The sequence below is a fragment of the Erwinia sp. E_sp_B01_1 genome (assembly GCF_036865545.1).
Classification (GTDB): domain Bacteria; phylum Pseudomonadota; class Gammaproteobacteria; order Enterobacterales; family Enterobacteriaceae; genus Erwinia.
On record NZ_CP142208.1, the window covers coordinates 3,064,126 to 3,090,576 of the forward strand.

General features: G+C 55.7%; 22 protein-coding genes and 1 tRNA gene. 7 read left to right on the forward strand and 16 right to left on the reverse strand.

What is annotated here, in order from left to right:
* The first annotated feature begins 336 nt into the window (after positions 1-336).
* Both VRC33_RS14545 and VRC33_RS14550 read left to right on the forward strand, forming a co-directional pair.
* Positions 337-1,605 carry a diguanylate cyclase gene (locus tag VRC33_RS14545; protein WP_338556997.1) on the forward strand — a complete coding sequence of 423 codons (1,269 nt, stop codon included), beginning with the start codon at positions 337-339 and terminating at the stop codon, positions 1,603-1,605.
* 415 nt (positions 1,606-2,020) lie between these two features.
* Entirely contained in the window at positions 2,021-2,602 is a 582-nt protein-coding gene (locus VRC33_RS14550) for a MerR family transcriptional regulator (RefSeq protein WP_338556999.1), read from the forward strand.
* 113 nt (positions 2,603-2,715) lie between these two features.
* Here the strand turns inward: VRC33_RS14550 and cbl are convergent, their stop codons facing one another.
* From cbl to VRC33_RS14575, 5 genes are all read right to left on the reverse strand, one after another.
* The gene (cbl, locus tag VRC33_RS14555) at positions 2,716-3,672 is read right to left on the reverse strand and encodes an HTH-type transcriptional regulator Cbl (protein ID WP_338557001.1); all 957 of its coding nucleotides are present in this window, start codon (positions 3,670-3,672) and stop codon (positions 2,716-2,718) included.
* Between the two features lie 138 nt (positions 3,673-3,810).
* A complete protein-coding gene (gene nac, locus VRC33_RS14560; RefSeq protein ID WP_338557003.1) occupies positions 3,811-4,728 on the reverse strand; it encodes a nitrogen assimilation transcriptional regulator NAC in 918 nt (305 codons plus the stop codon).
* Between the two features lie 334 nt (positions 4,729-5,062).
* Positions 5,063-6,094 (reverse strand): ABC transporter permease, encoded by a 1,032-nt coding sequence (locus tag VRC33_RS14565; RefSeq protein WP_338557005.1) that lies wholly within the window; start codon positions 6,092-6,094, stop codon positions 5,063-5,065.
* 17 nt (positions 6,095-6,111) lie between these two features.
* Positions 6,112-7,596 (reverse strand): sugar ABC transporter ATP-binding protein, encoded by a 1,485-nt coding sequence (locus VRC33_RS14570; RefSeq protein ID WP_338557007.1) that lies wholly within the window; start codon positions 7,594-7,596, stop codon positions 6,112-6,114.
* Positions 7,597-7,618: 22 nt separating this feature from the next.
* Positions 7,619-8,542, reverse strand: a complete 924-nt coding sequence (locus VRC33_RS14575) for a sugar ABC transporter substrate-binding protein (protein WP_338557008.1) — start codon at positions 8,540-8,542, stop codon at positions 7,619-7,621.
* A 506-nt stretch (positions 8,543-9,048) separates the two neighbouring features.
* Between VRC33_RS14575 and VRC33_RS14580 the strand changes: the two genes are divergently transcribed.
* A tRNA-Asn gene (locus VRC33_RS14580) sits at positions 9,049-9,124 on the forward strand.
* Positions 9,125-9,238: 114 nt separating this feature from the next.
* Here VRC33_RS14580 and VRC33_RS14585 read toward each other — a convergent pair.
* The 8 genes from VRC33_RS14585 to ssuD all read right to left on the reverse strand — a co-directional run bounded on the left by VRC33_RS14585 (position 9,239) and on the right by ssuD (position 18,525).
* A complete protein-coding gene (locus VRC33_RS14585; RefSeq protein WP_338557010.1) occupies positions 9,239-9,889 on the reverse strand; it encodes a methionine ABC transporter permease in 651 nt (216 codons plus the stop codon).
* Positions 9,873-10,973, reverse strand: a complete 1,101-nt coding sequence (locus VRC33_RS14590; protein WP_338557012.1) for an ATP-binding cassette domain-containing protein — start codon at positions 10,971-10,973, stop codon at positions 9,873-9,875. Before VRC33_RS14590 ends, VRC33_RS14585 begins: the two co-directional genes overlap by 17 nt.
* A gap of 2 nt (positions 10,974-10,975) precedes the next feature.
* On the reverse strand, positions 10,976-11,776 hold the full coding sequence (locus tag VRC33_RS14595) for a MetQ/NlpA family ABC transporter substrate-binding protein (RefSeq protein ID WP_338557014.1): 801 nt from the start codon (positions 11,774-11,776) through the stop codon (positions 10,976-10,978).
* A 26-nt stretch (positions 11,777-11,802) separates the two neighbouring features.
* Positions 11,803-13,173 carry an LLM class flavin-dependent oxidoreductase gene (locus tag VRC33_RS14600; protein ID WP_338557016.1) on the reverse strand — a complete coding sequence of 457 codons (1,371 nt, stop codon included), beginning with the start codon at positions 13,171-13,173 and terminating at the stop codon, positions 11,803-11,805.
* A complete protein-coding gene (locus VRC33_RS14605) occupies positions 13,170-14,378 on the reverse strand; it encodes an SfnB family sulfur acquisition oxidoreductase (RefSeq protein ID WP_338557017.1) in 1,209 nt (402 codons plus the stop codon). Before VRC33_RS14605 ends, VRC33_RS14600 begins: the two co-directional genes overlap by 4 nt.
* A 10-nt stretch (positions 14,379-14,388) precedes the next feature.
* Entirely contained in the window at positions 14,389-15,615 is a 1,227-nt protein-coding gene (locus VRC33_RS14610) for an SfnB family sulfur acquisition oxidoreductase (protein WP_338557019.1), read from the reverse strand.
* A 303-nt stretch (positions 15,616-15,918) separates the two neighbouring features.
* Positions 15,919-17,340 carry an FAD-dependent oxidoreductase gene (locus tag VRC33_RS14615; RefSeq protein WP_338567355.1) on the reverse strand — a complete coding sequence of 474 codons (1,422 nt, stop codon included), beginning with the start codon at positions 17,338-17,340 and terminating at the stop codon, positions 15,919-15,921.
* Between the two features lie 18 nt (positions 17,341-17,358).
* Complete coding sequence (gene ssuD / locus VRC33_RS14620; RefSeq protein ID WP_338557023.1) at positions 17,359-18,525, reverse strand: FMNH2-dependent alkanesulfonate monooxygenase; 1,167 nt, start codon at positions 18,523-18,525, stop codon at positions 17,359-17,361.
* A gap of 279 nt (positions 18,526-18,804) precedes the next feature.
* On the opposite strand from ssuD, the gene VRC33_RS14625 reads away from it, so the two are divergent.
* The 4 genes from VRC33_RS14625 to VRC33_RS14640 all read left to right on the forward strand — a co-directional run bounded on the left by VRC33_RS14625 (position 18,805) and on the right by VRC33_RS14640 (position 23,448).
* Complete coding sequence (locus VRC33_RS14625) at positions 18,805-20,694, forward strand: aliphatic sulfonate ABC transporter substrate-binding protein (protein ID WP_338564904.1); 1,890 nt, start codon at positions 18,805-18,807, stop codon at positions 20,692-20,694.
* A 152-nt stretch (positions 20,695-20,846) separates the two neighbouring features.
* Positions 20,847-21,176, forward strand: coding sequence for a type II toxin-antitoxin system RelE/ParE family toxin (locus VRC33_RS14630; RefSeq protein WP_338557025.1), 330 nt, complete (start codon positions 20,847-20,849; stop codon positions 21,174-21,176).
* Positions 21,173-21,490, forward strand: coding sequence for an addiction module antidote protein (locus VRC33_RS14635; protein WP_338557026.1), 318 nt, complete (start codon positions 21,173-21,175; stop codon positions 21,488-21,490). The genes VRC33_RS14630 and VRC33_RS14635 overlap by 4 nt, the downstream gene beginning before the upstream one ends.
* Before the next feature lie 497 nt (positions 21,491-21,987).
* Positions 21,988-23,448: an AMP nucleosidase gene (locus VRC33_RS14640; protein ID WP_338557028.1), complete on the forward strand. Its 1,461-nt coding sequence runs from the start codon at positions 21,988-21,990 to the stop codon at positions 23,446-23,448.
* Positions 23,449-23,570: 122 nt separating this feature from the next.
* Here VRC33_RS14640 and VRC33_RS14645 read toward each other — a convergent pair whose 3' ends face one another.
* Genes VRC33_RS14645 through livM form a run of 3 tightly spaced genes read right to left on the reverse strand, consistent with a single transcriptional unit; the run spans position 23,571 to position 26,442 of the window.
* Complete coding sequence (locus VRC33_RS14645; RefSeq protein ID WP_338557030.1) at positions 23,571-24,287, reverse strand: ABC transporter ATP-binding protein; 717 nt, start codon at positions 24,285-24,287, stop codon at positions 23,571-23,573.
* The gene (locus VRC33_RS14650; protein ID WP_338557032.1) at positions 24,284-25,159 is read right to left on the reverse strand and encodes an ATP-binding cassette domain-containing protein; all 876 of its coding nucleotides are present in this window, start codon (positions 25,157-25,159) and stop codon (positions 24,284-24,286) included. Before VRC33_RS14650 ends, VRC33_RS14645 begins: the two co-directional genes overlap by 4 nt.
* The gene (gene livM / locus VRC33_RS14655; protein WP_338576752.1) at positions 25,156-26,442 is read right to left on the reverse strand and encodes a high-affinity branched-chain amino acid ABC transporter permease LivM; all 1,287 of its coding nucleotides are present in this window, start codon (positions 26,440-26,442) and stop codon (positions 25,156-25,158) included. The genes VRC33_RS14650 and livM overlap by 4 nt, the downstream gene beginning before the upstream one ends.
* Positions 26,443-26,451: the final 9 nt, after the last annotated feature.

The window sequence follows — 26,451 nt, forward strand, 5'->3', positions numbered from 1 at the left end:
TCACAATTGGCAGGGATTGCCAGGTCCGGATCGGTGGTGTAATGCAGGTTTCATTAAAGGTTATGGGCAAACCAGCCGATAAATACCGATGAATACTTCTGAACCTGAACTCGTCACAGATAATTCCCCGCGCATTTCTGTGGACAAAATGACACCGCAGAAACGGCTGCTGAACAGGCTGCAGCATCAGCCACCGCTCATCACTGACATTCGCGTAACTGAACACCTCTGAAGCCTCTCCCGGATTCTGGGGCGGCAATTACGGCGGTCAGGCGGTCTGTAACGATCAGTATCGGACTTGTTCAGTATCGTCAGCAAACAACGGATCCGACCACCATGAACACTGTGATCAAACCTACTCTTTCTGCCGTTTGGTCCATGGACGCCCAGGGCATATGTATCGCCAGTCAGGAAAGCCCGGCAGGCCTGATCCCCGCACTTAAAGGCGTAACGCTGGGTGCATGGCTGAAACTCGCACAGGCTGATGATGATGCGAAGATCGCGCTGCAACTTACTGCGGCGTTAGAATTCGTCACCCCTTTTCATCTCGAAGTGCCGATCCATTGTCTGGACGGGACGACCCGCCGTGTGATTGTTTCAGGCCTGCCGGATCCCCAGCCTGATGCTCCCCGCCTGCAGTACAGCGGCTTCATTCTTGATATTACCGGGCAGCGCAAAGCCCTTGAAGACGCGCTGCGCAAGGCAGCGGAATACCGTCTGTTAATTGAAAACAGCACCGATCTGATCGCCCATTGCGACTCGGACGGCAGATACGTTTCGATCTCGCCTTCTTACAGCAAAATGATCGGCTGGTCAGCCGATGAGATGACAGGCCAACCGGTGGTAGATTTCCTGCATCCGGACGACCGTGCGCCCGCCACGGAGGTACTGACACATCTGTTCAATGGTGGCGCGCAGCCGGACGTCGTTGAGGTGCGCAAGCTGCATCGCGATGGCCACTACATTACGCTTGGCACCAAGGCCTGTAGCGTCAGCGATCCTTCCACAGGTATCAACATCGGTGCAGTGCTGATTTCTCGCGACATTACGCGTGACAAGGAAAAGATCCGCAAGCTCGAGAAACTGGCAACCCACGATACCCTGACCGGTTTACCTAACCGGGCCTGGATCAACGACCGGGTGGGCTGCATGCTCTCACAGGATGAAGATATGGCGTTCACCACCGTGCTGTTTATCGATCTGAATGGGTTCAAGGCAGTCAATGATTCGATGGGACACGCGGCCGGGGATGCCCTGCTACAGCAGGTAAGCGAGCGGCTACAACGCTGCATGCGTCCGGGCGACTCGGTGGCACGCCTGGGGGGAGACGAGTTTGTGGTAGCAGCGAAGTGCAGCAATCGCAAAGCGGCGTCCAGCATCGCCCAGCGCCTGATTGACAGCCTGGAGGAGCCCTTTGCTTTCAATAATATGGAGGTCCGGATCGGGGCGGCGATTGGTATCAGCCTCGCACGATTTGGGACGGCATCGGCCAAAATGTTATTTGAACACGCCGATAAAGCGATGTACCAGGCGAAAGCCCGACGTGATGGTTCATATCAGTTTTTCGAGCCTGCAAAGCCTGCCAAACCCTCCTGTTTCCCATAGAAGGATGCCCCGAATTTTGCAGAATAATTCTGCGCTCGAGCCTGGCGATGCACGTATAATGGCGAAAGAAAATGTAGAAGACATGTCGTCAGAAGTTTATCAGACGCCCGATTCTGGCACTTTTAGTCAGAGACGGTATTTCCGGCGCTTCCCTGAGCCAAAGTTATCCACAGAAAAAGTGGAAAGGCTGTGGACAGAACGGTATAGAAAGGGTTTTGGCAGCACGAAAGTGCGAAAATGACTGGCAAACAGCTCAGAGCTGGTTGGCCTCAGATTACCAGGGTCCCACCTTAAGATTATTCTTAATTGACATTAGTAAATCACCGTGAGTAATCTTTTTTGAGCTATATCAATTTTATTTGAGCGGCATTAAGGCAGTCTCAGCACCATAATTTGACTTATGGAGAGTTCTGCTTTGTTTACATCCGCATCAACCGTCTGCCGTATGGCTGGTATTCTGCCGGCCACCCTCACCTCCTGGCAAACTGCCGCACTCATTAAACCACCCTGCGCGAAAGGTTACAGCGAGTCACAAATCGCGCAAATCAGGGTTATCCGTGCTCTTACTTCGTCCGGTGATACGCTCAGTGAAATCCGTACGCTTCTTAACCATCCCTGGGAGTACCGCCCCAGCGGATGGGAACTGCGCCGACAGGAATTTATCATCCATCTTCAGTTCGGCACGGATGAAACCCGGGCCCGTTATCTGTGGAAACTCTATACCCGTTACAGTCCGGATGATGTTTTAGCTTTTGTGCTGACACCGCTGACAGGGTGGCTCTGTCACGAACAAAGAGCTGATTTAAAAGCCCGATGTGTGGCCTCCCTGCTGGGTCATTCGCTACGGCTGATCAAAGACAGGCAGGGATCGGAATTTATCAAACCCGTGCTGAAAATGGCGGAACTGATTAAGCATTATCCCCCGGCTATCCCCTACTGGTATCACTCACCTCATCACTCCCTTAAGCCCTCAACCACCCAATACCTGGATTCATGATGCCTGTGTGGTGAGCTTTGATGCGCACGCCCATTTTAATAGCCTGAATCTTCAGTACGGGGGAGTCCCTCCCCCTCTGGGACCAGGCTTTGTCAGCAAACAAAATCCGCCGTTCAGATTTGAAAATCGATCGCCGGCTCTTCTATAGTCACCGACAGGGCCTGACGTTTGATCTCTTCCAGCGACAGGTTAGCGTTGCAAAGTTCCAGGAATTGCCAGACATAGTTGCGTTGCAGTTGCCCACGTTTAAGCCCAAGCCAGACTGTATTGGATTCAAACAGATGTTTGGCTTCAAGGCGGGTTAAAGCGGAGTGCTCATCAAGCTGGCACGCCTGATCTGCCAGCACGCCCACGCCCAGCCCAAGCTCCACATAGGTTTTGACCACGTCGGAATCCTGAGCACTCAGCACGATATCCGGCTTCAGGCTGGCAGTTTGAAACGCGCGGTCAACACGCGAACGTCCCGTAATGCCCTGACGGTAAGTGATCAGCGGGTAACGGCTTAAGGCGGCCAGGCTTACCGGCTGCTGCTGCTCAAGCTCGTGCCCTTTAGGGACCAGCAGCGCATGATGCCAGCTGAACCAGGGAAAAGCGGCAAGCGCCGGATTATTAACGACCTGTTCACTGGCAATTCCTATATCCGCCTCGCCCGCCGCCAGCATCGTCACGATCTCCTGTGGCGATCCCTGGTTAAGTTCCAGCCGGACGTTGGGATACAGCGCGCGAAAAGCTTTAATCACTTTTGGCAGACTGTAACGGGCTTGGGTGTGGGTGGTGGCGATAGTCAGCACGCCGGTCGATTCGTTAGTAAAAACATCGGCCAGACGGCGGACTTTGCCTGCTTCATCAAGAATTCGTTCTGAAATGGTCAGCAGCTCTTTCCCCGGCTCGGTCATGCCCAGCAGACGCTTGCCACGGCGGATAAAAATCTCCACCCCTAATTCATCTTCCAGATCCCGTATATGGCGACTGACGCCAGATTGAGAGGTGAACAGCGTATTAGCCACTTCGGTAAGATTAAAGTCGCAGCGTGCGGCTTCCCTGATAATTTTAAGTTGCTGAAAATTCACGCGCCACCTCCCTCTGTTATCTGTTGGTTTCCATCATGTTAAGGATGCAAATCCATATCAACAAATAATAAAAAAAGGTTTAATATGCTTTTTAGTACTAAGGAGTGAGGCGCGCTTGAGCGCGCCCGGCACAAGGGATTAACTCACTAACATCAATTCACGGTCTTCCACTACTGGCTTATTGAGCAGCGACAGCAGAATGTTTTTCACCGCCTGAGCAGAAGGCGACAGCGGCAGGCGCGCGGAAACATTCAGCGACAACGGCAGATTCAGCGTCGGGCTGGTGATACGCGCCATCCAGGCATTGGTGGATGCCACCAGCGAACGGGCCGCTGATTCCGGTAAGACGGTAACGCCCATTCCGCTGGACACCGCGGCGGTCAGCGTGGCGATTGATTCAATTTCACCGATGATACGGGCGCTGAGACGGCGCAGAGAGAAAGCTTCATCAACGCGTTTGCGTACGGCGCTGTAGTCGCGTGGCAGGAAGAGGTTCATCAGTGCCACATCGGTCAGGTCAACACTCTGGCCGGGACAGTGGGTTGCACCCACCAGATAAAGTTCTTCTTTCATCAGCGGCATACTGGTGATGCCAGCCGTGGGTGCACGATCGTAGAGAACCGCTATGTCAAGCTGGCCATTCATCACTTTTTCGTTTAATGAAGCGCCGCTGTTTTCATGCAGATAGACCAGCACGTCGGGGAACTGCTCACGCACGGTTTGCAGTAATGGCATGGTCAGGGACGAGGCTGCGGTGCCCGGTGCCAGGCCAATTGAGACCTGTCCGTTCAGCGCCTGTCCGGCATTAATCACCGCCGTTTGAGCCTGTTCACACTGGCGCAAAATGGTACGGGCATGGGCATAAAGGATCTTCCCGGCTTCGGTTGGCGTCACGCCCCGCTTGGTGCGGATCAACAATTGCTGGTCCAACTCGTTCTCCAGCGTAGCAACCTGCTGGCTGAGTGCCGGTTGTGCAATATGCAGGACTTCTGCTGCCTGAGTCAGACTGCCGATATCGACGATTTTTACGAAATATTTTAGTCGTCTTAAGTTCATGTTGCCTCCGTCACGGATCCCCGGGTGCCATTGTCACTGGCGATGAGAAATAAGTATTCACTCTGATGCACAGGGATAATTGCAAGCGTCGTGCCAGAAATTTTTAAAGGCGGGATATCAGCCACGGCTTATGGCTAACAGGCGGTAAAATAAGAGAATCTGATTACCCCTAAAGGGTTAATCATAAATTTTCATCTTACAGCGGGTCTGACAGGCAGGCTGGGCGCACTGGAATGGTGCAAAAAATGCTGTGTGGCTGTGCATGGAAGCGATACCACAACAGTGAAAACGGGCCGGGGAAGACGTTTCCCGGCCCGCATCGAGAGGCGGAGCCTCAGCGTTTTTTACGGTTGCGGTACATATCGATAGAGACAGCCGCGACGATAATTATGCCCTTGATGATGTCCTGAACGTAGGCATCCACACCAACAAAGGTGAAGCCACTTTTGATCAAACCCAGAATCACAGCGCCGATCAACGTCCCGGTGATGCGCCCCACTCCGCCCATCAGGCTACTGCCACCGATAACCGCAGCAGCAATCGCATCCAGCTCGTAAGACATCCCCATACTGGACTGGCCGCTACTGACTCGCGCTGCCAGTACCACACCCGCCAGGCCAGAAAGGCCGCCAGCAATGGTGTAAACGATGATCAGGTATTTGTTAACGTTGATCCCGGAGACTTTCGCCGAGGTCATGTTGCCGCCGATGGCGTACACATATTTCCCATAGCGGGTGTGCTTCAGAGCGATATGGAAGATCACCGCCACTACCAGGAAGATAATGACCGGCATCGCGCCCTGGCCAATGGCGGTGAAGCCGTCGGAGAGGAAGCTGATGGGGTTACCCTGAGTGTAATACTGTGCCAGGCCACGGGCAGAAACCATCATTCCCAGCGTGGCAATAAAAGGAGGAATGCCGGTGCGGGTGATTAACACGCCGTTGATAACCCCGGCCAGGAAACCCACCCCGATCCCGGCCACTATCGGCACCACCGCCGGCATGTTCACCAGTGAAGGATACATCGGTGACAGGCTGTCTGAGGTCTGCGCCAGGCTGGCCGCCACCACCGCCGTCAGCGCAATGACCGAACCGGATGAAAGGTCAATCCCCGTGGTGATAATGACCTGCGTCACCCCCACGGCAATAATCCCGATAATTGCCACCTGCAGGACGATCAGCACCAGACGATTAGGGTTCATCAGGAATGACTGATCGCGGACATACCAACCGAAGATTTCAAAGATCAGCGCGATGCCGACCATGACAATGAATATACCGGTGTCTTTAGGCAGCTTGTTTTTCAGGTTGCCGAAGAACGAGGGCGAGGATGCTGGCTGTTGAGTACTCATTTTTACGTCACTCATAGGGTTACCTTTCGTCCTTATTCGGACGCCAACGACAGAATGGTTTCCTGGTCAGCCTCTTCTTTATCGAGGATGCCGGTGATACGACCGCCGTGCATCACCATGACCCGGTCACTCATGCCCAGAATTTCAGGCAGTTCAGAAGAGACCATGATGATGGCCACGCCCCGGTTCGCCAGTTCGCTTATCAGGCGATAGATTTCCGCCTTGGCGCCCACATCAATGCCGCGTGTTGGTTCATCGAGGATCAGGACTTTTGGCTGCCCCAGCAGCCAGCGTGCAATCAGTACCTTCTGCTGGTTCCCACCACTCAGGTTATTGATGATTTGGTCCATGGTCGGCGTTTTAATGTTCAGCCGCCGGATCTGCTCCATGCAATCCTTTGCCATCTGCACATGGCTGACGAAACCGCCTTTGCTGCTGTATTCCGGCATATTGACGATGCTCATGTTTTCCATCACCGACAGCACCAGAAACAGCCCGGACTTTTTGCGATCCTCGGTAAGAAACGCCAGACCCTTTTCGATCGCCGTTGAGGGGGAGTCAATCTTCACCGGCACGCCATCGATCAGAATTTCTCCACCGTCGATGCTGGTCATGCCAAACAGGCTTTCCATGACCTCACTGCGGCCAGCCCCAACCAGCCCCGCCACGCCCAGGATTTCGCCGCGCCGGACGCTGAAATTAATGTCATGGAACACATCCTTGCGGTACAACGAGCGCACCGTCAGCACGTCCTGCCCAATGTCGTTATTAAATTTCGGGAACAGCTGCGTCAGCTCACGGCCCACCATCTGAGTAATCAGCGACTGGCGTGAGTAACTGGCGGTGCTGTCGCTGCCAACCCATGCCCCGTCGCGAAATACGCTGACTTCATCGGTAATGGCAAAGATTTCATCCATCTTGTGGCTGATATAGATGATCGCTTTACCCTGCTCACGCAGGTCACGAATGATGGCAAACAGGTGGGTCACTTCTGTTTCAGTCAGCGCAGACGTCGGTTCGTCCATGATCACCACATCCGCATTCCACGAAACCGCTTTGGCAATTTCCACCATCTGCTGAGAGGCGATACTTAAATCCCCCACCATCTTTTCAGGTGACAGACGAATATTCAGCTTGCTCAACAGCGCTTTGGTCAGGCTGTTCAGCTTGCCGTGATCCACAAAGCCAAACTTCATCGGTTCGCGACCCAGCCAGATATTTTCGGCCACGGTCATATGAGGAACTAAGTTCAACTCCTGATGGATCATCGAGATACCTGAACGCAGCGCATCCATCGTATCCTGAAACTGCACCGGCTCCCCTTTAACCTTGATAACACCGTCATCGGGACGGTAAATCCCGATGAGGCATTTCATTAAAGTGGATTTACCCGCGCCATTTTCGCCCATCAGCGCATGGACTGTTCCAGCCTTCACGCGTAAAGAGACATTACTTAATGCTTTTACGCCCGGAAAAAACTTGCTGATGCCTTCGGCTTCAAGCGCATATGCGGCCATTTGTCACCTCCGTACGGCGGGGTTATTTTTGATTCATGCTGGTGAATTTTTCGTAGTTCTCTTTAGTAATCAGCTGGAACGGGATATCCACAACCTTCTGAACTTTCTCGCCGTTTGCCAGTTTCACTGCGGTCTGTACAGCGCCCTCTCCCTGGCCTTTGGCATCCTGGAAGACAGTGGCAACCATCTTGCCGTTTTTGATCATCTGTAGAGCATCTGGTGTGCCATCAACCCCGGCGACCTGGATTTTTGCATCATTCTTGCCTAAAGCCTGTAAAGCACCGATCGCCATCTCATCGTTGTTGGCGGCGATAGCCTGAATATCATCGCCGGCAGTTAACCAGTTGCTGACCACGTCTACTGCGTCGTTACGCATAAACTTTGCAGTTTGTTCTTTGGTGACTTTCATCCCTGGATATTTCGCGATCACGGCTTTAACCCCGGCGGTGCGTTTGCGGGTTGATTCATTAGCCAGGTCACCAAGCAGGATGGCAATGTTGCCCTTATAGTTCATATTTTTTGCCAGAGCTTCCATTTGCAAACGGCCTGCAAGTTCTGAATCCGAGCCGACATAGGCCATTTTATCCGTCAGTGTCTGGGCGGGTTGGCGGTTGACAAAAATCAGCGGGATGCCCGCTTTGCTGGTCAGATCCATAATCGGTTTCACCGCATTGGTGTCGACAGGGTTAACGATGATGGCGTCGACGCCCTGGCTGATAAAACTTTGCACCTGAGAAAGCTGCTGAGAAACATCCCCTTTTGCGTCTTCCACCTGCCCTTTCACGTTCTCTTTCTGCATCTCTTTCTGCATTGAATTGCGCAGAATAGTCAGGAAGTTGTCATCAAACAGCGCCATCGAAACACCGACCTGCACATCTTTAGCAAACACAGAGACCGGCAACATACACACTAACAGCGACGCTAAAATCGTTTTTTTCACGTTCATGGCTAAGCCCTTTTTATCGTTAGTATGCGCAGGCTGGCTGTGACATCGAATGAAAATTTCTTTTGCACTCACGCAACTTCACCGGCGGCTTGATTAAAATACAGGGGAAACAGGGGGTCTGGTCTGACCTGACTGGCTGACGCACTCCTTGATATTATTTGTTTTAAATCATTAAGTTATTTTTAAAATATCGTTTCGTTTTTTTACACAATGACCGACATCACATAATTCAGTTCATTTGTTTCATAATTACGTCATATGAAATTTTCAATATGAAAGCACCGAAACGCCTGTTTTAAAATCATCAAACAACAAAAATTTGACACACCTCTAACATCCGTCAGGGATTACGATTAAAGTGGGATCTGGCGCAAGAGATTGCAATTCAGGCAGATGGGTGGGAAAAGCACCGTATCGCTGGTTTTGCCAGCAATCAGTCGCGAATTTTGCATTCGCCCTTTGACATTGAGTCGCACCGCCGATAACATGCGCCCCGTTGAAACAATTCCTCTGTAGTTCAGTCGGTAGAACGGCGGACTGTTAATCCGTATGTCACTGGTTCGAGTCCAGTCAGAGGAGCCATACATAGAAAAGCCCGCTCAGGGTTACCTGAGCGGGCTTTTTGCTTCCAACTTTTCGCCCCCTTTCCGACGCGCAACTCCACAGTCTCAAACCAGCTCGCAGACCCTGCGTGGATCAGCGGTGATTCAGACGCCGTGACAAACGGTCGCCAGAAAGCTGCAACAGAGTAACCAGCGCCACCAGCACCACAATCACGGTGATCATCACCTGGGTATCAAAACGCTGATAGCCGTAGCGATAGGCGAGATCGCCCAGTCCTCCTGCACCTATCGCCCCGGCCATTGCGGAAGCATTAATCATGGTGACCAGGGTAATGGTAAAGCCGCTGACAATCCCCGGCCGCGCTTCCGGCAGCAGAACATGCCAGATGATATGCCGCCGGTGGAAACCCATCGCCTGAGCCGCTTCCACCAGCCCCTTATCCACTTCACGCAGGCTGACCTCGGCAATACGGGCAAAAAAGGGTGTGGCGGCCAGCGTCAGCGGCACAATAGCGGCCCAGACGCCGTAAGTGGTGCCGACTATCAGCCGGGTAAAGGGGATCAGCGCCACCATCAGGATTAAAAACGGGATCGAGCGGAACAGATTAACCAGCCAGCCAAGCAGGCGATTCAGCAGCGGGCTGGCAAACAAATTTTCCCGGTCGGTAATGACCAGAATCACCGCCAGCGGCAGTCCCAGCAGCAGCGCCGCCAGTGAGGAAACGCCAACCATCATCAGCGTATCCAGCAACCCCTGCCATAAACGATCAAGCTGTAGTGACATAGCCCAGCACCTCCACGCGATCGGCTAGCTCTGCCGGGATAATTTCTTTATGGAATAGCTGCGCCCCAGGTGCCGCCAGCAGCAGGATCTGACCTATCTGCCTCTGCTGCACCCACTCCAGCGCACTCTGCACCAGCGTAATATCATCGCCAAGCAGCGCGCTGAGTTTTGCCAGCTGCGGCACCGCGCCCTGCCCGGTATAGCTCAGGCAGATCAGTGGCCTGACGTCGTCCGTCACGGGGTGGGCAATCAGCCGGTTTTTCAGCGGCTCAGGCAAACTGTCATGCTGTGGATTGAGCAGCAGCTGGGTGGTTTCATGTTGCGGATCGCCATAAACCTGCCAGACCGGGCCGCGTTCAATCACCCTTCCCTGCTCCAGCACCGCCACCTGATGGCAGAGATCGTGTATCACCTGCATTTCATGGGTAATCAGCACTATGGTGATCCCCTGCTGGCGGTTAATCTCGCGCAGTAACGTAAGAATGGCGCGGGTCGTTTCCGGGTCCAGTGCCGAAGTGGCCTCATCGCACAGCAGCAGTTTCGGTTCATGAACCAGCGCGCGGGCAATCCCTACCCGCTGCTTCTGCCCGCCGGAAAGCTGCGCCGGATAAGCGTGCTGACGATCTTCCAGCCCCACCAGCGCCAGCAGCTCATCCACCTTGCGTTGGCGCGGTCCAGGGGCAACACCCGCCACCCGCATCGGCAGCTCGATGTTTTCGCGTACGGTTTTGGCTGACAGCAAATTAAAGTGTTGGAAGATCATCCCCGTGGTGCGCCGCCACTCCACCAGTTCCGTGGATGACAGCGTGCCGATATCCACACCATCAATCACCACGCTGCCAGCACCTGGACTCTCCAGCCGGTTCAGGCAGCGGATCAGCGAAGACTTGCCTGCACCGCTGCGCCCGATGATGCCGAAGATTTCGCCACGGGCAATCTGCAGGTCAATATTATGCAGCGCATCAACCTGCTGACCGGCATAGCGTTTGCACAGCCCGCTTATCGAGATATGTTCCGGCCCCGCCTGCGCCAGGCTCAGTTCCACGCTGCTTTCCTGGCTCTCTGGCCACGGCATACTCACCATAATTACTGACTCCAGCCAGGCTGATAAAGCTTGCCATAGAATTTATCGAGGCTGGCGCGCACCACCGGTGAATGCTGATAAATATCGACAAATTTCTTCAGGCGCGGATCGTCCTGATGGCCGTCGCGGATCACAAACTGAATCACATATTCCGGATGTTCCAGGCCGTCAAACAGCAGCGCGTTATTGGGATCAATCACCCCGGAGGCGCGCAGATAGTGCGGATAACCCTGCGCCAGATCCACTTCCTCCAGCGACCGCGACAGCTGTACCGCTTCCACCTCAATAATCTTCAGCTTTTTTGGGTTATCTACAATGTCATCCAGGGTGGATTTAAGCCCCGCTCCCGGCTTGAGTTTGATCAGCCCGGCTTTTTGCAGTAACAGCAGGCCACGCCCGCCATTGATTGGATCGTTGGCAATCGCCACTGTTCCCCCTTGCGGGATCTGATCCAGACTGCTGTGCTTCTTTGAATAGAGTCCGACGTTATTGATGATCGCCGGGGCATACTTCACCAGATGAAAACCGCCCTGCTGATTGGCATTGTCGAGAAACGGCTGATGCTGGAACAGATTTACATCAATATCGCCGTTCTCCAGGCTGACGTTAGGGGCCGTCCAGTCTGAGAACTCAATAAGATCGACGTTCAGCCCCTGCTTTTTCGCCTCAGCTACTGTGGTTTCCAGCGGCGGAGCAAATGCCGAAGTGGTGCCGACCTTTAACGGCCCCTGATAATTTGCCGCAGAAGCGACGGATGAAGCGATCAGCATCCCGGCGAGTATTAAATTTTTGCTTAAAGACATGAGTATTCCTTAAAAGTAATTAGCATTTATTTTTGAGTAATCTGGTCGGCGATTCGCCAGCGGGCAGCCGGATGACGCGACGGTAACCGGTCGTGACCGAATAATTTTTTTCGCAGTGAACCGGAGTAATAAGCGGTTTTATAACGGCCCCGCTGTTGCAGTTCCGGCACCACCAGATCGATAAAGTCGATATAGCTTTGCGGATTAACGATGCGCGTCAGATTAAAACCATCAATACCGGCCTCATCGATCCAGCCGATCAACGCCTCTGCCACCTGCGACGGATCCCCGACAATCAGCGCATAGCGCCCACCCAGCGCATGCTGTTCCAGCAGTTGCCGACGGGTCCAGCCGTTATAGGCCTGGCTGACTGACTGGATCGCCCTGGTGGCACCGCTGTGGATCGGCTCATCCAGCCCGAACTGCGCCAGATCCAGACCCGTGGAGCTGGAGAAATGGGCAATACCGGCTTCCGGGCTGGCGTAGCGCAGATATTCCTGATGCTTCTCTCTTGCCTGTTTTTCGGTCGGCGCAACAATCACCGAGATGCCCATAAAAATCTTCAGATCCTCTGGTTCTCTTCCAGCATCGTGTGCCGCCTGACGCAGCTTATCGGCCTGCGCGCGCATCGCCTGGGGCGTACTGCCGTTAACAAAGGTGCATTCCGCATGACGGGCAGCAAAGCGGATGCCGCGCGCTGAACTGCCTGCCTGAAACAGCAGGGGCGTGCGTTGAGGAGAGGGTGACGAGAGGTGATAACCTTCGACCTGATAATAGTCACCCTGATGGCGCACCGGGTGGATCCTGCTGGCATCGGCATAGCGACGCTGTTGAGGGTTGTTAATCACCGCATCGTCCTGCCAGCTCCCTTCCCACAGCTTGTAGCTGACATCAAGAAACTCATCGGCCTGATCGTAGCGCTGGTCATGCCCCAGCAGCTGCGTCTGCCCCATCGCGCGGGCGGCACTGTCGAGATAGCCGGTGACAATATTCCAGCCCACCCGTCCTTTGGTCAGATGGTCGAGGGTGGAAAAACGGCGGGCAAAAGGATAAGGCGCTTCATAACTGAGGTTGGCGGTCAGACCAAAGCCAAGATGTTCGGTCACGCTGGCCATTGCCGACACCAGCATCAGCGGATCGTTAACCGGCAGCTGGATCGCCTCGCTGGCGGTTAAGTTAATCCCCTGCTGATAGACGTCGTAAACGCCGAGAATATCGGCGATAAACAGACCATCAAACAGCCCGCGCTCCAGCGTACGCGCCAGATCCAGCCAGTAATGTAAATTGTTAAACTCCGTGGAGCGATCCAGCGGATGGGTCCACATGCCGTGGTGAATATGGCCGACGCAGTTCATGTTGAACGCGTTGAGCAGGATTTTTTTGCCCGGCTGGCTCATAGCGTCCCCCTGCGTGGCGGCAGCACACCGTTAAGCACATAGTTGCCAATCACCGGATACTTCCAGCGCACCGGATCGTGCAGCGTATGGGTGCGGGCATTACGCCAGTGACGGTCAAGATTATGTTCACGCAGCGCGGAACGGGTGCCGGAGAGTTCAAACAGCAGGTTTGCCGCTTCCAGCGCCACTTCCGTGGTCCAGGCTCGTGCGATGGCAACCTGTACTGATGCCTCAGCGACATGGCTGGCATCGGGATGGCGCTGGGCCGCATCGACAGTGTCGCCCGCCTCAGTCAGCAGGGCATCTCCGGCTTGCAAACGGGCCGCCAGTTGCCCGACACGATCGACAGTCAGGGGATCCTCGTTAGCGCGTTCAACGCCGGAGTCGGGCCAGGGCCGCGCGCGCGTATTGATAAAGTTGAGCATATCGCTGAACGCCGCACGGGCAATACCCTGATCGATAGCTGCATGCATAATCTGCGCAAAAGGCCCGACGGTGGTCGGGCGCTCAAAAGCGCTCTGAAACGGCACGATATCCTCAGCGTTAACCCGGACGCGATCAAAAACCACCGTTCCGCTGCCGGTGGTACGCTGACCAAAGCCTGACCAGTCATCAATCACCGTAACGTTGGCCTGATAACGCGGCACAAACACCAGCTGCTCCCTGCCCCCGGCATCGCGGGCAGCGGTGGGGATCCGGTCAGCAAACAGCGCACCGGTGGCATAAAACTTTTTGCCCTGCAGCAGATAACTGTCGCCATCAGGCAGCACTGAAGTGGTGCGGTAATGGGCCGCTGCGGAACCAAACTCGGCCAGCGCATTGCCCAGATGAACACCCTCAAGCACCTCCTGATAAAGGCGACGCTGTTGAGCCTCACTGCCGTTTACGCGCAGCACTTCCAGCGCATAGAAATGGTTTTGCGGGATCTGACCAATGGCCGCATCCGCCTCACTGAGAATTGTCATTACCTGCGCCAGCACGGCTGTGGGTACGGCCACGCCACCAAACACTGCCGGCACGGTAATCGCGCCAAGACCGGAAGCGAACAGCGCCTCCAGCTGTTTAAAAGGCAGTTCACGCAGGCGGTCACGCTGAGCGGACTCAGCACGAAAGCTCTGCGCCAGTTCACGCGCGACATTCAGCGCCTGCTCCGGTGAGGAAATTACGCTGGCAGGGGTTTTGGCTTTCACCTGGCTCTGGGTCATAGGGGGTTCCTTAAATCCAGGCGTGACGCGCCGGGAAAATTCCGTTGAGGTAGTAGTTACCGATGGCGTGATATTTCCAGCGCACCGGATCGTGCAGCGTGTGGGTGCGGGCATTACGCCAGTGACGATCAAGACCGTGCTCACTCAGCGTCGCGCGGCTACCGCCCCACTCCAGCAGCTTTTCGCTGGCTTTCAGCGCCACCTGGGTGGTCAGCACTTTCGCTTCAGCGACGGCAATGGAGGCACGAGCGGCACTTTCCGCATCCAGGCTGGCGGCATTGATGCCATCAAGGATTCTGGCGGCTCGCCTTAACAGCGCATCGGCGGCGCTCAACTCCACGTACACCCGGCCAAGATCCGCCTGTAAATGGGGATCGTCACTGTTGCGATCCACGCCAGCATCCACCCAGGGGCGCGAATGCTGACGGACAAACGCACAGGCTTCATCAAAAGCACCGCGCGCTATCCCGGCATCAATGGCGGCCTGAATCAGCTGTGAAACCGGACCGCGCAACGCAGGTTTCTCCGGCGCGGGTAAAGGCACCACCAGCCCGGCGTCCACGGCGACCGCCTGTAAGCGCACGGTGCCGCTGGCGGTGGTGCGCTGACCGATCCCCGACCAGTCATCAATAATTTCCAGACCGGCGGCCAGACGCGGGACAAAAGCCATTACCGCCTGCCCGCTGTCGTCAACGGCGGTGGTGACTACAATGTTGGCGAACAGCGCTCCGGTGGAGTAGAACTTTTCGCCGGTGAGCCGCAAACCCTGTTCAGTGCTGTGCAGACGCGCCAGCACTTCACGGGTATGACGGGTATTTTTCTCTGGTCCGCCATTGCCCAGACGCTGCCCCGCCACCACTGCGCTAAACAGCGTCTGTTGTTGCGCCGGCGTGCCTTCATCCCGCACAAACTGAATAATGCCGAAATGGTTTTGCGGGATTTGCCCCAGCGAAGGATCGGCAGCGGAGATAATGCGGAACACTTCCGCCACCGTCTGATAACTCAGCCCACCGCCTCCAAAGGCGCGCGGTACCGAAATACTGCCCAGACCCGAGCGGCTGAACAGCGACAAGGCTTCCAGCGGGTAGATGCGATCGCGGTCGCGGAGTGCGGCATCACCTGTCGCCAGCTCAGCGACGGCATGGGCAGCGCGGATCGCTTGATCATGGCTGGAGATAACCTGTGCGGGTTCAGCAGGCTGCAAAAGTTGCGGTATAACACTGGCAATGTCGCTCATATATTTCCCTTGATAAACAGGCAGGCGAAATCAGTTATGGCACAGGCCAATAACCGGAAAAGCGGATAAATTTAGCTGATGATAATAATAAAAAACCACTCTGTCTTATGACATATACGGCATCGCATAGCTTATATTTTGCTAAAGAACCGCCGTTAAGCAGGCGATAAAAAACACCACATTATCAGTACGATAAATGGATAAGCTGACAGGAAAACAAAATTCCGGCGCATATTTCCCGCGCCAGGATTTTATTAATTTAAATACCCTGAGCGGTAATTGTTTTAATCAGGGCTAAATAAATTAATAAGTATTCAGTGAACCAGGACATCGCCCGGGATCGGCGGGCACCTGGGGGGTCGAAAGTAACAGCCGCGCAAGCGATTCGGCATGTTCCGCCACCTGCGGCAGCCCCATCAGCTCGCCAAAGCGGGCGCGTGCCGCCGGACCAACCACATACAGATGGCGGTTGGCGATGCCTTCAATATTCAGGGTTTGAGACTGCGGGTTCACCAGAATCCCCAGCGCCAGCGGATCCGCCTGGATCACGCCTTCACCGGCTAGCTGCCGCAGCAGGTCGTCGCTGTTCAGCAGCGCCCCGTGTGCCGGACCGGTGGTGACGATCAGCTTATCCACCCTCAGGGTTTCCGCTGCACCTCCACGTAGCTGCAACCCCAGCGCGATCTTTGTCCCTTCAGCAGTCACGCCAGTCAGTCTTGCCGCCTGCACAGTCAGCTGACCGCTGGCCTGCCACTGTTGCAGAACCGCGCTGACCTGCGGCGCAATGCGGTAACGATGCACATCCCACCACGGACGCAGATGGCGCAGAAAACGCCGCTGCTCATCCAGTGAGAGCTGCTGCCACAGGCGCTGACCATTCAGCCGGATATCATCCAGCACCAGCTGCCAGGGCAGATTCTGTTCAGCAGCCAGCGCCACTTCCTGCCGGATACGGCGCAGCCAGCCGCGGGCCGTAGTAAGCTGCGGACGGCGGTAGTCCAGCGTCAGCGGCTGATAATCCCCGCTGAGATTGTCGCGTGGCAGTTGCCCCCGACGGGAAAAAGCCACTACCAGCCCGCGATGCCCCTGGTGGTGCAACGAAGCCACAACATCAGACATGGTCAGCCCGGTGCCGATAATCGCCACCCGATCGTCTGCCGCCACTTTTACCAGCGCATCATCCAGCCAGGGATTGGCAATCAGCGCGGGATGATCGCTTAGCGTGCGCGCCAGGATTGCCGGGAGCGCCGGAGGCGGATGGCTGATCGCCAGCACCACCTCATCAGCCTGATATGTTTCGCCTGAGGCGGTCAGCACCTTGCCATCATGTAAAGCCACCGCCCTGTCCCGCACATGGCTAAGCTGCACCGCCGAGTGTTCACCGGCAAGGCGATACTGTTCGCGGATATAAGCGGCAAACTGGCCCCGCTGAGGATAGACCCTGCCATCTTCCCATTGCGCAGCAGGATCGCTTTTAAATGCCGGTGCGGCGCGAAACCAGCGATCGAAATCCCCTTCCTCCGCCGCTGAAAGCTGCATACGGCTGGCCGGTACATTGATGCGGTGCGCCGGATCGCGGGTGCTGTAGGCGACTCCGGCGGCCAGCTGCTCGCGCGGCTCAATCACCGTCACGCGCAGCCCGGCCCCGCCCTGACGCGCAAGATGAATGGCCAGCGCAGTGCCGGTAAATCCTCCGCCGATAATCACAATATGCCTGTCAGCCATACTTTTGCTCCGCTCTCTTCAGCTGGTGCGTTTATCCGGACGGCGATCGCCCCCGATGGTTTCACCAAATGGCCCGGTATTAATCGTGCGCTGACGCTTTTCAGCATTCGATGCCAGCGGCAGCAGCGGCATTACCAGTTCGGCGAAGCGATGCGCCTCTTCCAGATGGGGATAGCCGGAGAAGATGAAGTTCTCAATACCCAGCGCCTGATATTCGCGGATACGTTCCGCCACCTGCTCCGGGCTGCCGACCAGCGCAGTACCGGCACCGCCGCGCACCAGGCCAACACCCGCCCACAGATTGGGCGCGATACGCAGTCCGTCGCGCGAACCCCCATGCAGCGCGCTCATGCGGGCCTGACCGGTGGAATCCATCCGCGCGAAAATCTTCTGCGCGGCGGCAATGGTCTCTTCATCCACATGAGCAATCAGACGGTCCGCTGCTGCCCAGGCCTCTTCTTCGGTTTCGCGCACAATAACATGCAGACGAATACCATAACTCAGCGTGCGGCCACGTTCTTCAGCGCGTTGACGGACCACGGCAATTTTTTCTGCAACCTGAGCCACCGGCTCGCCCCAGGTGAGATACGTATCGATCTGACCCGCAGCAACCTCGATGGCTTCCTCAGAAGAGCCGCCAAAATAGAGCGGCGGGCCCTCTTCCTGCACCGGCGGGAACAGCACTTCCGCCCCTTCGACGCGGATATGTTCGCCGTGGAAATCTACCTTCTCGCCTTTCAGCAGACGGGAGTAGACCTCAAGAAATTCCCGCGTCACCTGATAGCGTTCAGCATGCGTGAGGAAGATGCCATCGCCTTTGTTTTCAACCGGATCGCCGCCGGTAACCACATTGATCAGCAGGCGACCTTCCGAAAGGCGATCCAGCGTTGCCGCCATCCGTGCGGCCAGGCTTGGCGGCTGCAATCCGGGCCGTACCGCCACCAGATAACGTAATTTTTTCGTAATGGGTGCCAGCGCGGAGGCCACCAGCCAGGAGTCTTCGCAACTCTTGCCGGTTGGGATCAGCACGCCGTAGTAGCCAAGGTTATCCGCAGCCAGGGCAATCTGTTGTAAATAGGGGAGATCCACCGCGCGCCCCCCTTCAGTGGTGCCGAGATAGCGCCCGTCGCCGTGGGTGGGCAAAAACCAGAAGAGATTGATATTTTCCTGTGCTTTCTCGCTCATTATCATTTTCCTATATAACGATATATGAATTTATTGGATACAAAGTAAGACTTTGGTTATAAACCTCACAGCAGGAAATGTGCCAGAACAGAAAATTCATTTTTAATGTTAACTATCAATATCTTATATTGATATAACTACCAGCACGCCTGCTGCAAATGCAGCAACCTTGTGCGCCCTGTGCTGCATTTGCAGCAGGAAATCGCGTTTACTCCTCTCGCCGGTGCCATTTTCTGGCGTTATTGTGGCGTCAGGTTTTATCTCCTTGCAGGTAACGCGATGCAGAATTATGGCCCCACCCTGATCGACCCGGCATCGATCGCCTTTCAGAGCGTGCTGGATCGGCTGGCCCCGACCGATGCCACCGTGCTAATCGTCGGTGAAACCGGCACCGGCAAAGAGGGCGTGGCACGCTATCTGCATCACCACAGCCCACGTCGCCAGCAGCCTTTTCTGGCGGTGAACTGCGGCGCACTGACCGAAAGCCTTGCCGAATCCGAGCTGTTTGGCCATGAAAAAGGCGCATTTACCGGCGCAGCCGAACGTCATCAGGGCTGGTTTGAAGCGGCGGAAGGCGGCACCCTGCTGCTGGATGAGATTGGCGAGCTGAGCCTGCCGTTACAGGTCAAACTGCTGCGTGTTTTGCAGGAGCGGGAAGTGACCCGCGTTGGCTCGCGCCGCCCGGTGAAAGTTAACGTGCGGGTGATCGCCGCCACCCATGTCGATCTGGCTCTGGCGATCCGTGAACGGCGTTTCCGCGAAGACCTCTATTACCGGCTCAATGTGGCGGCGGTGACCCTGCCGCCATTGCGTCAGCGGCGGGAAGATATTCCGCTGCTGGCTGAACATTTTCTGACGCTTTATGCACGCCGCCTTGGGCGTCCACAGTTGCGGCTGGGTGAAGATACGCTGGCAACGCTGATGGCTTATCCCTGGCCGGGGAATATCCGCGAGCTGGAGAACACTCTGCATAATGCGGTATTGCTGAGTAAGGAGCCGTTGATCGCGCCAGACCAGCTGCGGCTGAGTACCTTAAGTCATGAGCGGCTGGCAGAAGGGGATGGTGCGCTGGATGACTTTATGCGCCAGCAGCTTCAGAGCAACCACGGGCAAAGCTGGCAACGTATTACTGGCGCACTGGTGCGCAATGCTCTTGAACTGAGTCAGGGTAATCAGATCCAGGCGGCGGCGCTGCTGGGGATCAGCCGTAATACGCTGCGCACCCAGCTCGGCTATCTGGGTCTGATTAAGCCGCGCCGCAGTCTGGTGAGCGCCATCCCGCCCGGTGCCAGCGCCAGAGTGCCGCCGGAGCGTGAATTGCGTATTGGTTATCAGAAGTTTGGCAATCTTGGCATTCTGAAAGCACGTCAGTCGCTGGAAGCAGAATTTGCCGATCGCGGGATCAGCGTGCTGTGGAGTGAATTTCCTGCTGGCCCCCAACTGTTACATGCGCTGGCTAATCGCGAGATTGATTTTGGCACTACCGGCGAAGTGCCGCCGATATTCTCCCAGGCCGATAAAAACGGTCTGCTTTACGTTGCCTGGGAACCCGCCGCGCCGCAAAGCGTGGCTCTGCTGGTGCCAGGGCACAGCCAGGTTCACACCATTGCCGATCTGCGCGGCAAGCGTATCGCGGTAAACAAAGGTTCGAACGTGCATTATCTGCTGGTGCAGATCCTGGATGAGGCCGGTATGACGCTGGACGATGTGCGCGTGGTGTATGCTCCGCCAAAATATCCGCTGACGCCCAGTGACCTGCATGCGGTGGACGCCTGGATGATGTGGGATCCGTTGCTCAGCGACGCCGAGCAAGGGGGGCAACTGCGGGTGATCGCCAACGGTGTCGGGCGCGTCAGTAACCATCAGTTCTATCTCGCCCACCGTGAATTCGCTGCCCGCTCCGGCGATTTGCTGCCCACGCTGCTGACGGCGCTGGAGCAAACCGGACGCTATATTGATACTCAACGTACTGAAGCCGCCACGCTGCTCTCAGCCGAACTGGGGCTCTCCACTGATTCCCTGTCACACGCCCTTTCGCGCCGCAGCCATCAGACCCAGCGTATGGATCTGACCATTATTCGCCAGCAGCAGGCAATAGCGGACCGCTTCTATGCCCTGGGTTTATTACCCAGAGCGATTAAGATCCGCGAGGCGGTGTGGCTGGAGTAACATTTTCCGGGACGCCTCGCAGCTTTTCTCCCTGTCTCTGCGCCCTCAATCATCTTCTGTTAAAACGGTTCTGCTTCACAAACAACCGAAAAAAGCATGGTCAGAATGTATTTTATAAAATACACTGCCGCACATTAAGGAAGATGAGGATCATGAAATATACGCTCAGCCGTTTTTGTGATGACCAGGGCAATATCCCCTACACACAATGGATAAAAGGATTAAAGGATCTCAAAGCTGTCACAAAGATCGATACCCGGCTTGACCGGGCCGAAGAGGGTAATTTCGGCGATCATAAATATCTGCGGGAAGGCATTTGGGCAATGCGTATTGATTACGGTCCCGGTTACCGGCTCTATTATGCCTTTGAGCAGAAAGAGATGGTGATATTGCTGGGGGGTGGTGACAAAAAAAGTCAGGACGACGATATAAATAATGCTGTAAGCAACTGGAAAATCTATCAATCAAGGGGAAGACGATGAAAAAATTTCCAAAATCTGTGTCTCACGATGATGCGGTTATTGAGTTCATTCGTGAAACGCCCGGATACGCGGAAATGTATCTGCAAACAGCGCTGGAAGATATTTACGAGGAAGGCGGTATAGGTGCGTTCTTAACGGCACTCCGGCGCGTAGTGGACGCCCGTGGTGGCATTGGCGAAATCTCAGCAAAGTCTGGCCTGTCACGCGAACAGCTTTATAAAACGCTTTCAGATAAGGGCAATCCCACTATTACCACCTTAACTGAGGTTACCCGCGCAGCGGGGATCAAACTCTTTTCCCGCAGTGAAACTTAACTCGCCTGCGTAAACAGTGGGGATGCTGTTACACATCCCCCACACAGAAACCCGATAACGATATCTTCGCAGCTATAGCTATTCAAAAGGCACCACGCCTGTACAGTTTTAACTGAATGACAGCGTTGCCCGTCCCTGGTTCGTCCGTGCAGATGCTACTCTTACAAGCAGGAAGTTTCGAGTGGCTTATGTGCGAGAGTAAATGAGCGTTGTGTCATAAGTGGGCCTGCTCTTTCCATAGGGTATAATAGCTACCTTCCTGCTGGACCAGCTCATTATGCGTGCCCTCTTCCTTAATAAGTCCTTTCTGCAGCACTATAATTCTGTCCATTCCAATCACCGACGACAGACGGTGCGCAATCGCTTCCAGTTAAATTTCATTACCCTGGTGTAATCCACAAAATCAGAATTCTTAACGCTCACCTTGTCATGCGCCAGACAGACAGATCGGCTACCATGCTGTGAAGAGAATGTTAAACATCGAACAGGGAGATACTATGACTCAGCCTTCAGCCGCTAAAGGCTTATCTGTTAACGAAGCACTGGACAAGCTTGAAACTTTCTATGAAGAGGCGGTGACCGCCCTGCGGGAGGCGATTACCACCTATATCAGCAGCGGTAAACTGCCGGATGAGGCTGCCCGTGCCCGTGGTCTGTTTGTCTATCCTGAACTTCGCGTCAGCTGGCAAGGGGATGAATCCGCTCACCGCCTGACCCGCGCCTTTGGCCGTTTTACGCGCCCCGGCAGCTACGCTACTACGGTGACCCGCCCGGCGCTGGCCCGCCATTACCTCTCCGAACAGCTGGAGATGTTGGCCGGTGAGTATCCGGTGACGCTGGAAGTGAAACCTTCCGCACAGGAAATCCCTTTCCCTTATGTGATCGATGGCTCCAATCTGGGGCTGGATCGCACCATGAGTGCCGGGCTGGCAAAACATTTCCCTACCACCGAACTGGCGCAGATCGGCGATGAAAATGCCGATGGCCTTTACCAGCCTGGCGAAGCTTTCCCGCTGTCGCATTTTGATGCGCTGCGCACCGACTTTTCGTTAGCCAGGCTGCGTCACTACACTGGAACGCCGGTGGAACATTTCCAGTCTTACGTGCTGTTCACCAACTACACGCGTTATGTGGACGAGTTTGTGCGCTGGGGCTGTGAGCAGATCGCCGATCCGGCTTCGCCTTACGAAGCCCTCTCCTGCGCAGGCAGCATTTTTGTAACGGCAGAAACCTCAGACCCGCAGCAGGCGCTCTCTGGCCTGGCGTGGAAAAATCATCAGATGCCTGCCTGGCACCTGATCGCCAAAAATGGTCAGGGCATCACGCTGATCAACATCGGAGTAGGCCCTTCCAACGCCAAAACGATCTGCGATCATCTGGCGGTGCTGCGCCCGCACACCTGGCTGATGATTGGTCACTGTGGCGGCCTGCGCGAAAGCCAGACCATTGGCGATTACGTGCTGGCGCATGCTTATCTGCGTGATGACCATGTGCTGGATGCCGTACTCCCACCAGATATCCCGATCCCAAGCATTGCTGAAGTCCAGCGTGCGCTTTATGACGCCACCAAACAGGTCAGCGGTATGCCGGGCGATCAGGTTAAACAGCGGCTGAGAACCGGCACGGTAGTGACCACCGATGACCGCAACTGGGAGTTACGCTATTCGGCTTCCGCCCTGCGCTTCAACCTCAGCCGCGCGGTCGCGGTGGATATGGAAAGCGCCACCATCGCCGCTCAGGGTTACCGTTTCCGGGTGCCTTATGGCACGCTGCTGTGCGTGTCGGATAAGCCTTTGCATGGTGAGATCAAACTGCCAGGCCAGGCTAACCGTTTCTATGAAGGGGCGATTTCCGAACACCTGCAGATTGGCATTTGCGCCATCGATTTGCTGCGGGCCGAAGGCGATAAACTGCATTCGCGTAAATTGCGTACCTTCAACGAGCCACCGTTCAGATAAGGTAGCTGTGCAGCAAAGGCAACAGTAAGGCTGCTGCTTCAGATTTCTGACATAGTGCAGGCTCCCATCGCTTCGGGCTTTGTCAGCAGTCAGAGGCAGCAGCAGAATGTTGCTGCCTCTGATCAGGTGCCCCCCAGATAAGCGCTTCTCACCTCCGGATTCACCAGCAGCTCCCTGCCCGTCCCGCTCAGGCGGATCTGCCCGTTTACCATGACGTACGCCCGGTCGGAGAGTTTCAGCGCATGGTTAGCATTTTGCTCCACCAGAAACAGCGTCATACCGCCCTGCGTCAGTTCCCGCAGGATCTGATAAATCTGCTTCACCACAATCGGTGCCAGCCCCAGGCTGGGCTCGTCCAGCAACAGCAAGGCCGGGCGGCTCATCAGTGCTCTGGCGATCGCCAGCATTTGCTGTTCACCACCGGAGAGAGTCATCGCCCGCTGGCTCCGCCGCTCTTCAAGGCGGGGAAACAGCCCGTACATTCTGGCCTTATCCTCATTCTGGTAACGGTTGCCAATCGGGATGGTGCCCATCAACAGATTCTCTTCCACGGTCATATCCGGGAAAATCCGGCGGCCTTCCGGCGCCTGAGCGATGCCATTGCTGGCAATAAAGTGGGTCGATTTGTGGCTGATGTCGCTGCCCCGGTAGAGAATTTGCCCGGCGGCAATACGCGGCTGACCAAATATCGACATCAGCAGGGTCGATTTCCCGGCCCCGTTTGCACCAATCAGCGACACGGTTTCGCCCTCATTAACGGTCAGAGAGATCGCCTTCAGCGCCTGGATGGGGCCATAAAAAACGTTCACATCGCGGAATTCCAGCAGAGGCTGACTCATTCGGCTATCTCCTCTTCTTCCGCACCCAGATAGGCGGCGATCACACTGACATTGTTCTGGATCTCCCTGGGGGTTCCGCGCGCAATCACATCGCCGTGATCCAGCACGATTACGTGGTCTGAAATCTCCATCACCATGCCCATATCATGCTCGATCAGCAGTACCGTTATGCCGTGGGTCTGCCGCAGAAAGCGGACGATGCGGCTCAGCGCCTGAGTTTCCACCGGGTTGAGGCCTGCGGCAGGCTCATCCAGGCAGATCATCTCCGGCCCGGTACACATGGCGCGGGCTATCTCCAGCCTGCGCTGCTGACCGTAAGAGAGCGTGCCAGCCAGCCGGTTGGCGCAGTCCACCAGGTCCACCACTTCCAGCCAGTAGAAAACCCGGTCCAGCGCCTGATTCTCCGCTTTCCGGTAGCCCGGCGTGTTCAGTATTCCGGCGATCATATTGCGGTTAGCCTGCATGTGCTGCGCCACCAGCAGATTCTCTACCACCGACATCTCGCGAAACAGGCGGATATTCTGGAAGGTGCGCGCCAGCCCGGCCCGGTTCACCAGGTGCGTGCCGCCGAACATTTTGTACCAGATACGCGAACCCAGCCGGGCAGGATTAAGGAGATCGCCAGGCCGGATTTTCTGGCCCAGCACCTGAATCACATCGGTCATCCGGGACTGGGCATTAAGCAAAATCGAGCCATCTGTCGCCTGATAAAATCCGGTCAGACAGTTAAAAACCGTGGTTTTACCTGCGCCGTTCGGGCCAATCAGTGCGGTAATGGAGCCGCGCTCAACCTCCAGATTGACGTCATTCAGCGCCTTGATACCGCCAAAGTGCATCTTCAGATGCTTTACTTCGAGAATGCTGTCGCTCATGGTGCTACCCCTTTTCGCGTGGGGACGCCAACCCGGCTGGTGCGCACCAGCCCTCTGGGTCGCCAGATCATCATCAGGACCATCAGTACGCCAAACAGCAGCACGCGATATTCTGCAAAGCTGCGTAACAGTTCCGGTGCCACGGTCAGCACAAATGCTGCCAGCACCACGCCCAGCGTCGAGCCCATTCCACCAAGCACCACAATCGCCAGAATCAGTGCCGACTCAAAGAAGGTGAAGGAGGTGGGATTGACGAACCCCTGATAAGTGGCGAAAAACACCCCGGCAATACCAGCCGTGGATGCGCCAAGCATAAACGCAGAAAGCTTGACCAGCACATGATTCAGCCCCATCGCCCGGCAGGCAATTTCATCCTCCCGCAGGGCTTCCCAGGCACGGCCAATCGGCATCCGGGTCAGGCGGTGTTTGATATACAACACCAGCAGCACTACCAGCACCAATATCGTGTAGATGAAGATAAATTTCAGGTTAGGGTTGTAGGTCGTGTTAAGAAACTCGTGGACTGGCACCCCGCCTTCCTTCGCACGGCGCGCAAACTCCAGTCCGAAAAAGGTCGGGGCGGGCACTGAAACACCGTTAGGGCCACCGGTGAAACTCACCCAGTTGGTCAACACCAGGCGGATGATTTCACCAAATCCCAGGGTAACAATTGCCAGATAGTCGCCGTGCATCCGCAGCACCGGAAAACCCAGCAGCGCACCGGCCAGCGCCGCCAGAACTGCCCCCAGTGGCAGCATCACCCAAAATCCCAGCCCCAGATACTGATAGCCAAGCGCCAGACCGTAAGCACCAATGGCATAAAACGCCACGTAGCCCAGGTCCAGCAGCCCGGCAAGCCCCACCACAATATTCAGCCCCAGCCCGAGCAGCACATAGATCAGCCCAAGGATAGCGACGGTCAGCAGATACTTGGTGGCCATAAACGGAAAGATGAGCGCCAGCACCAGCAGCAAAGGCATTATCCAGCGCAGCCGGCTACGATAATCAGGTGGCCGCACGTAAACACCGTCATCTGCTCCCTCAAAACGGGCGACCAGCTTTCGGCCAGCCGTGCTCTGTAACATCAGGCTCAGCAGCAGCCTGCCCGCCATCACCACCATCACCAGCACCGCCACCCGCTGCCAGGAGAGTTCAAAGCTGTAGCCTTTTAACACTATGCCAACGATTGGCCCAAACACCACCAGCGCAATCAGCCCGGCTAACACCGTATCGATCAGGCTTTTTTTGATATCCAGCCCCGGCTTCAGGGAAGCATCCGTCATCTTTTACTC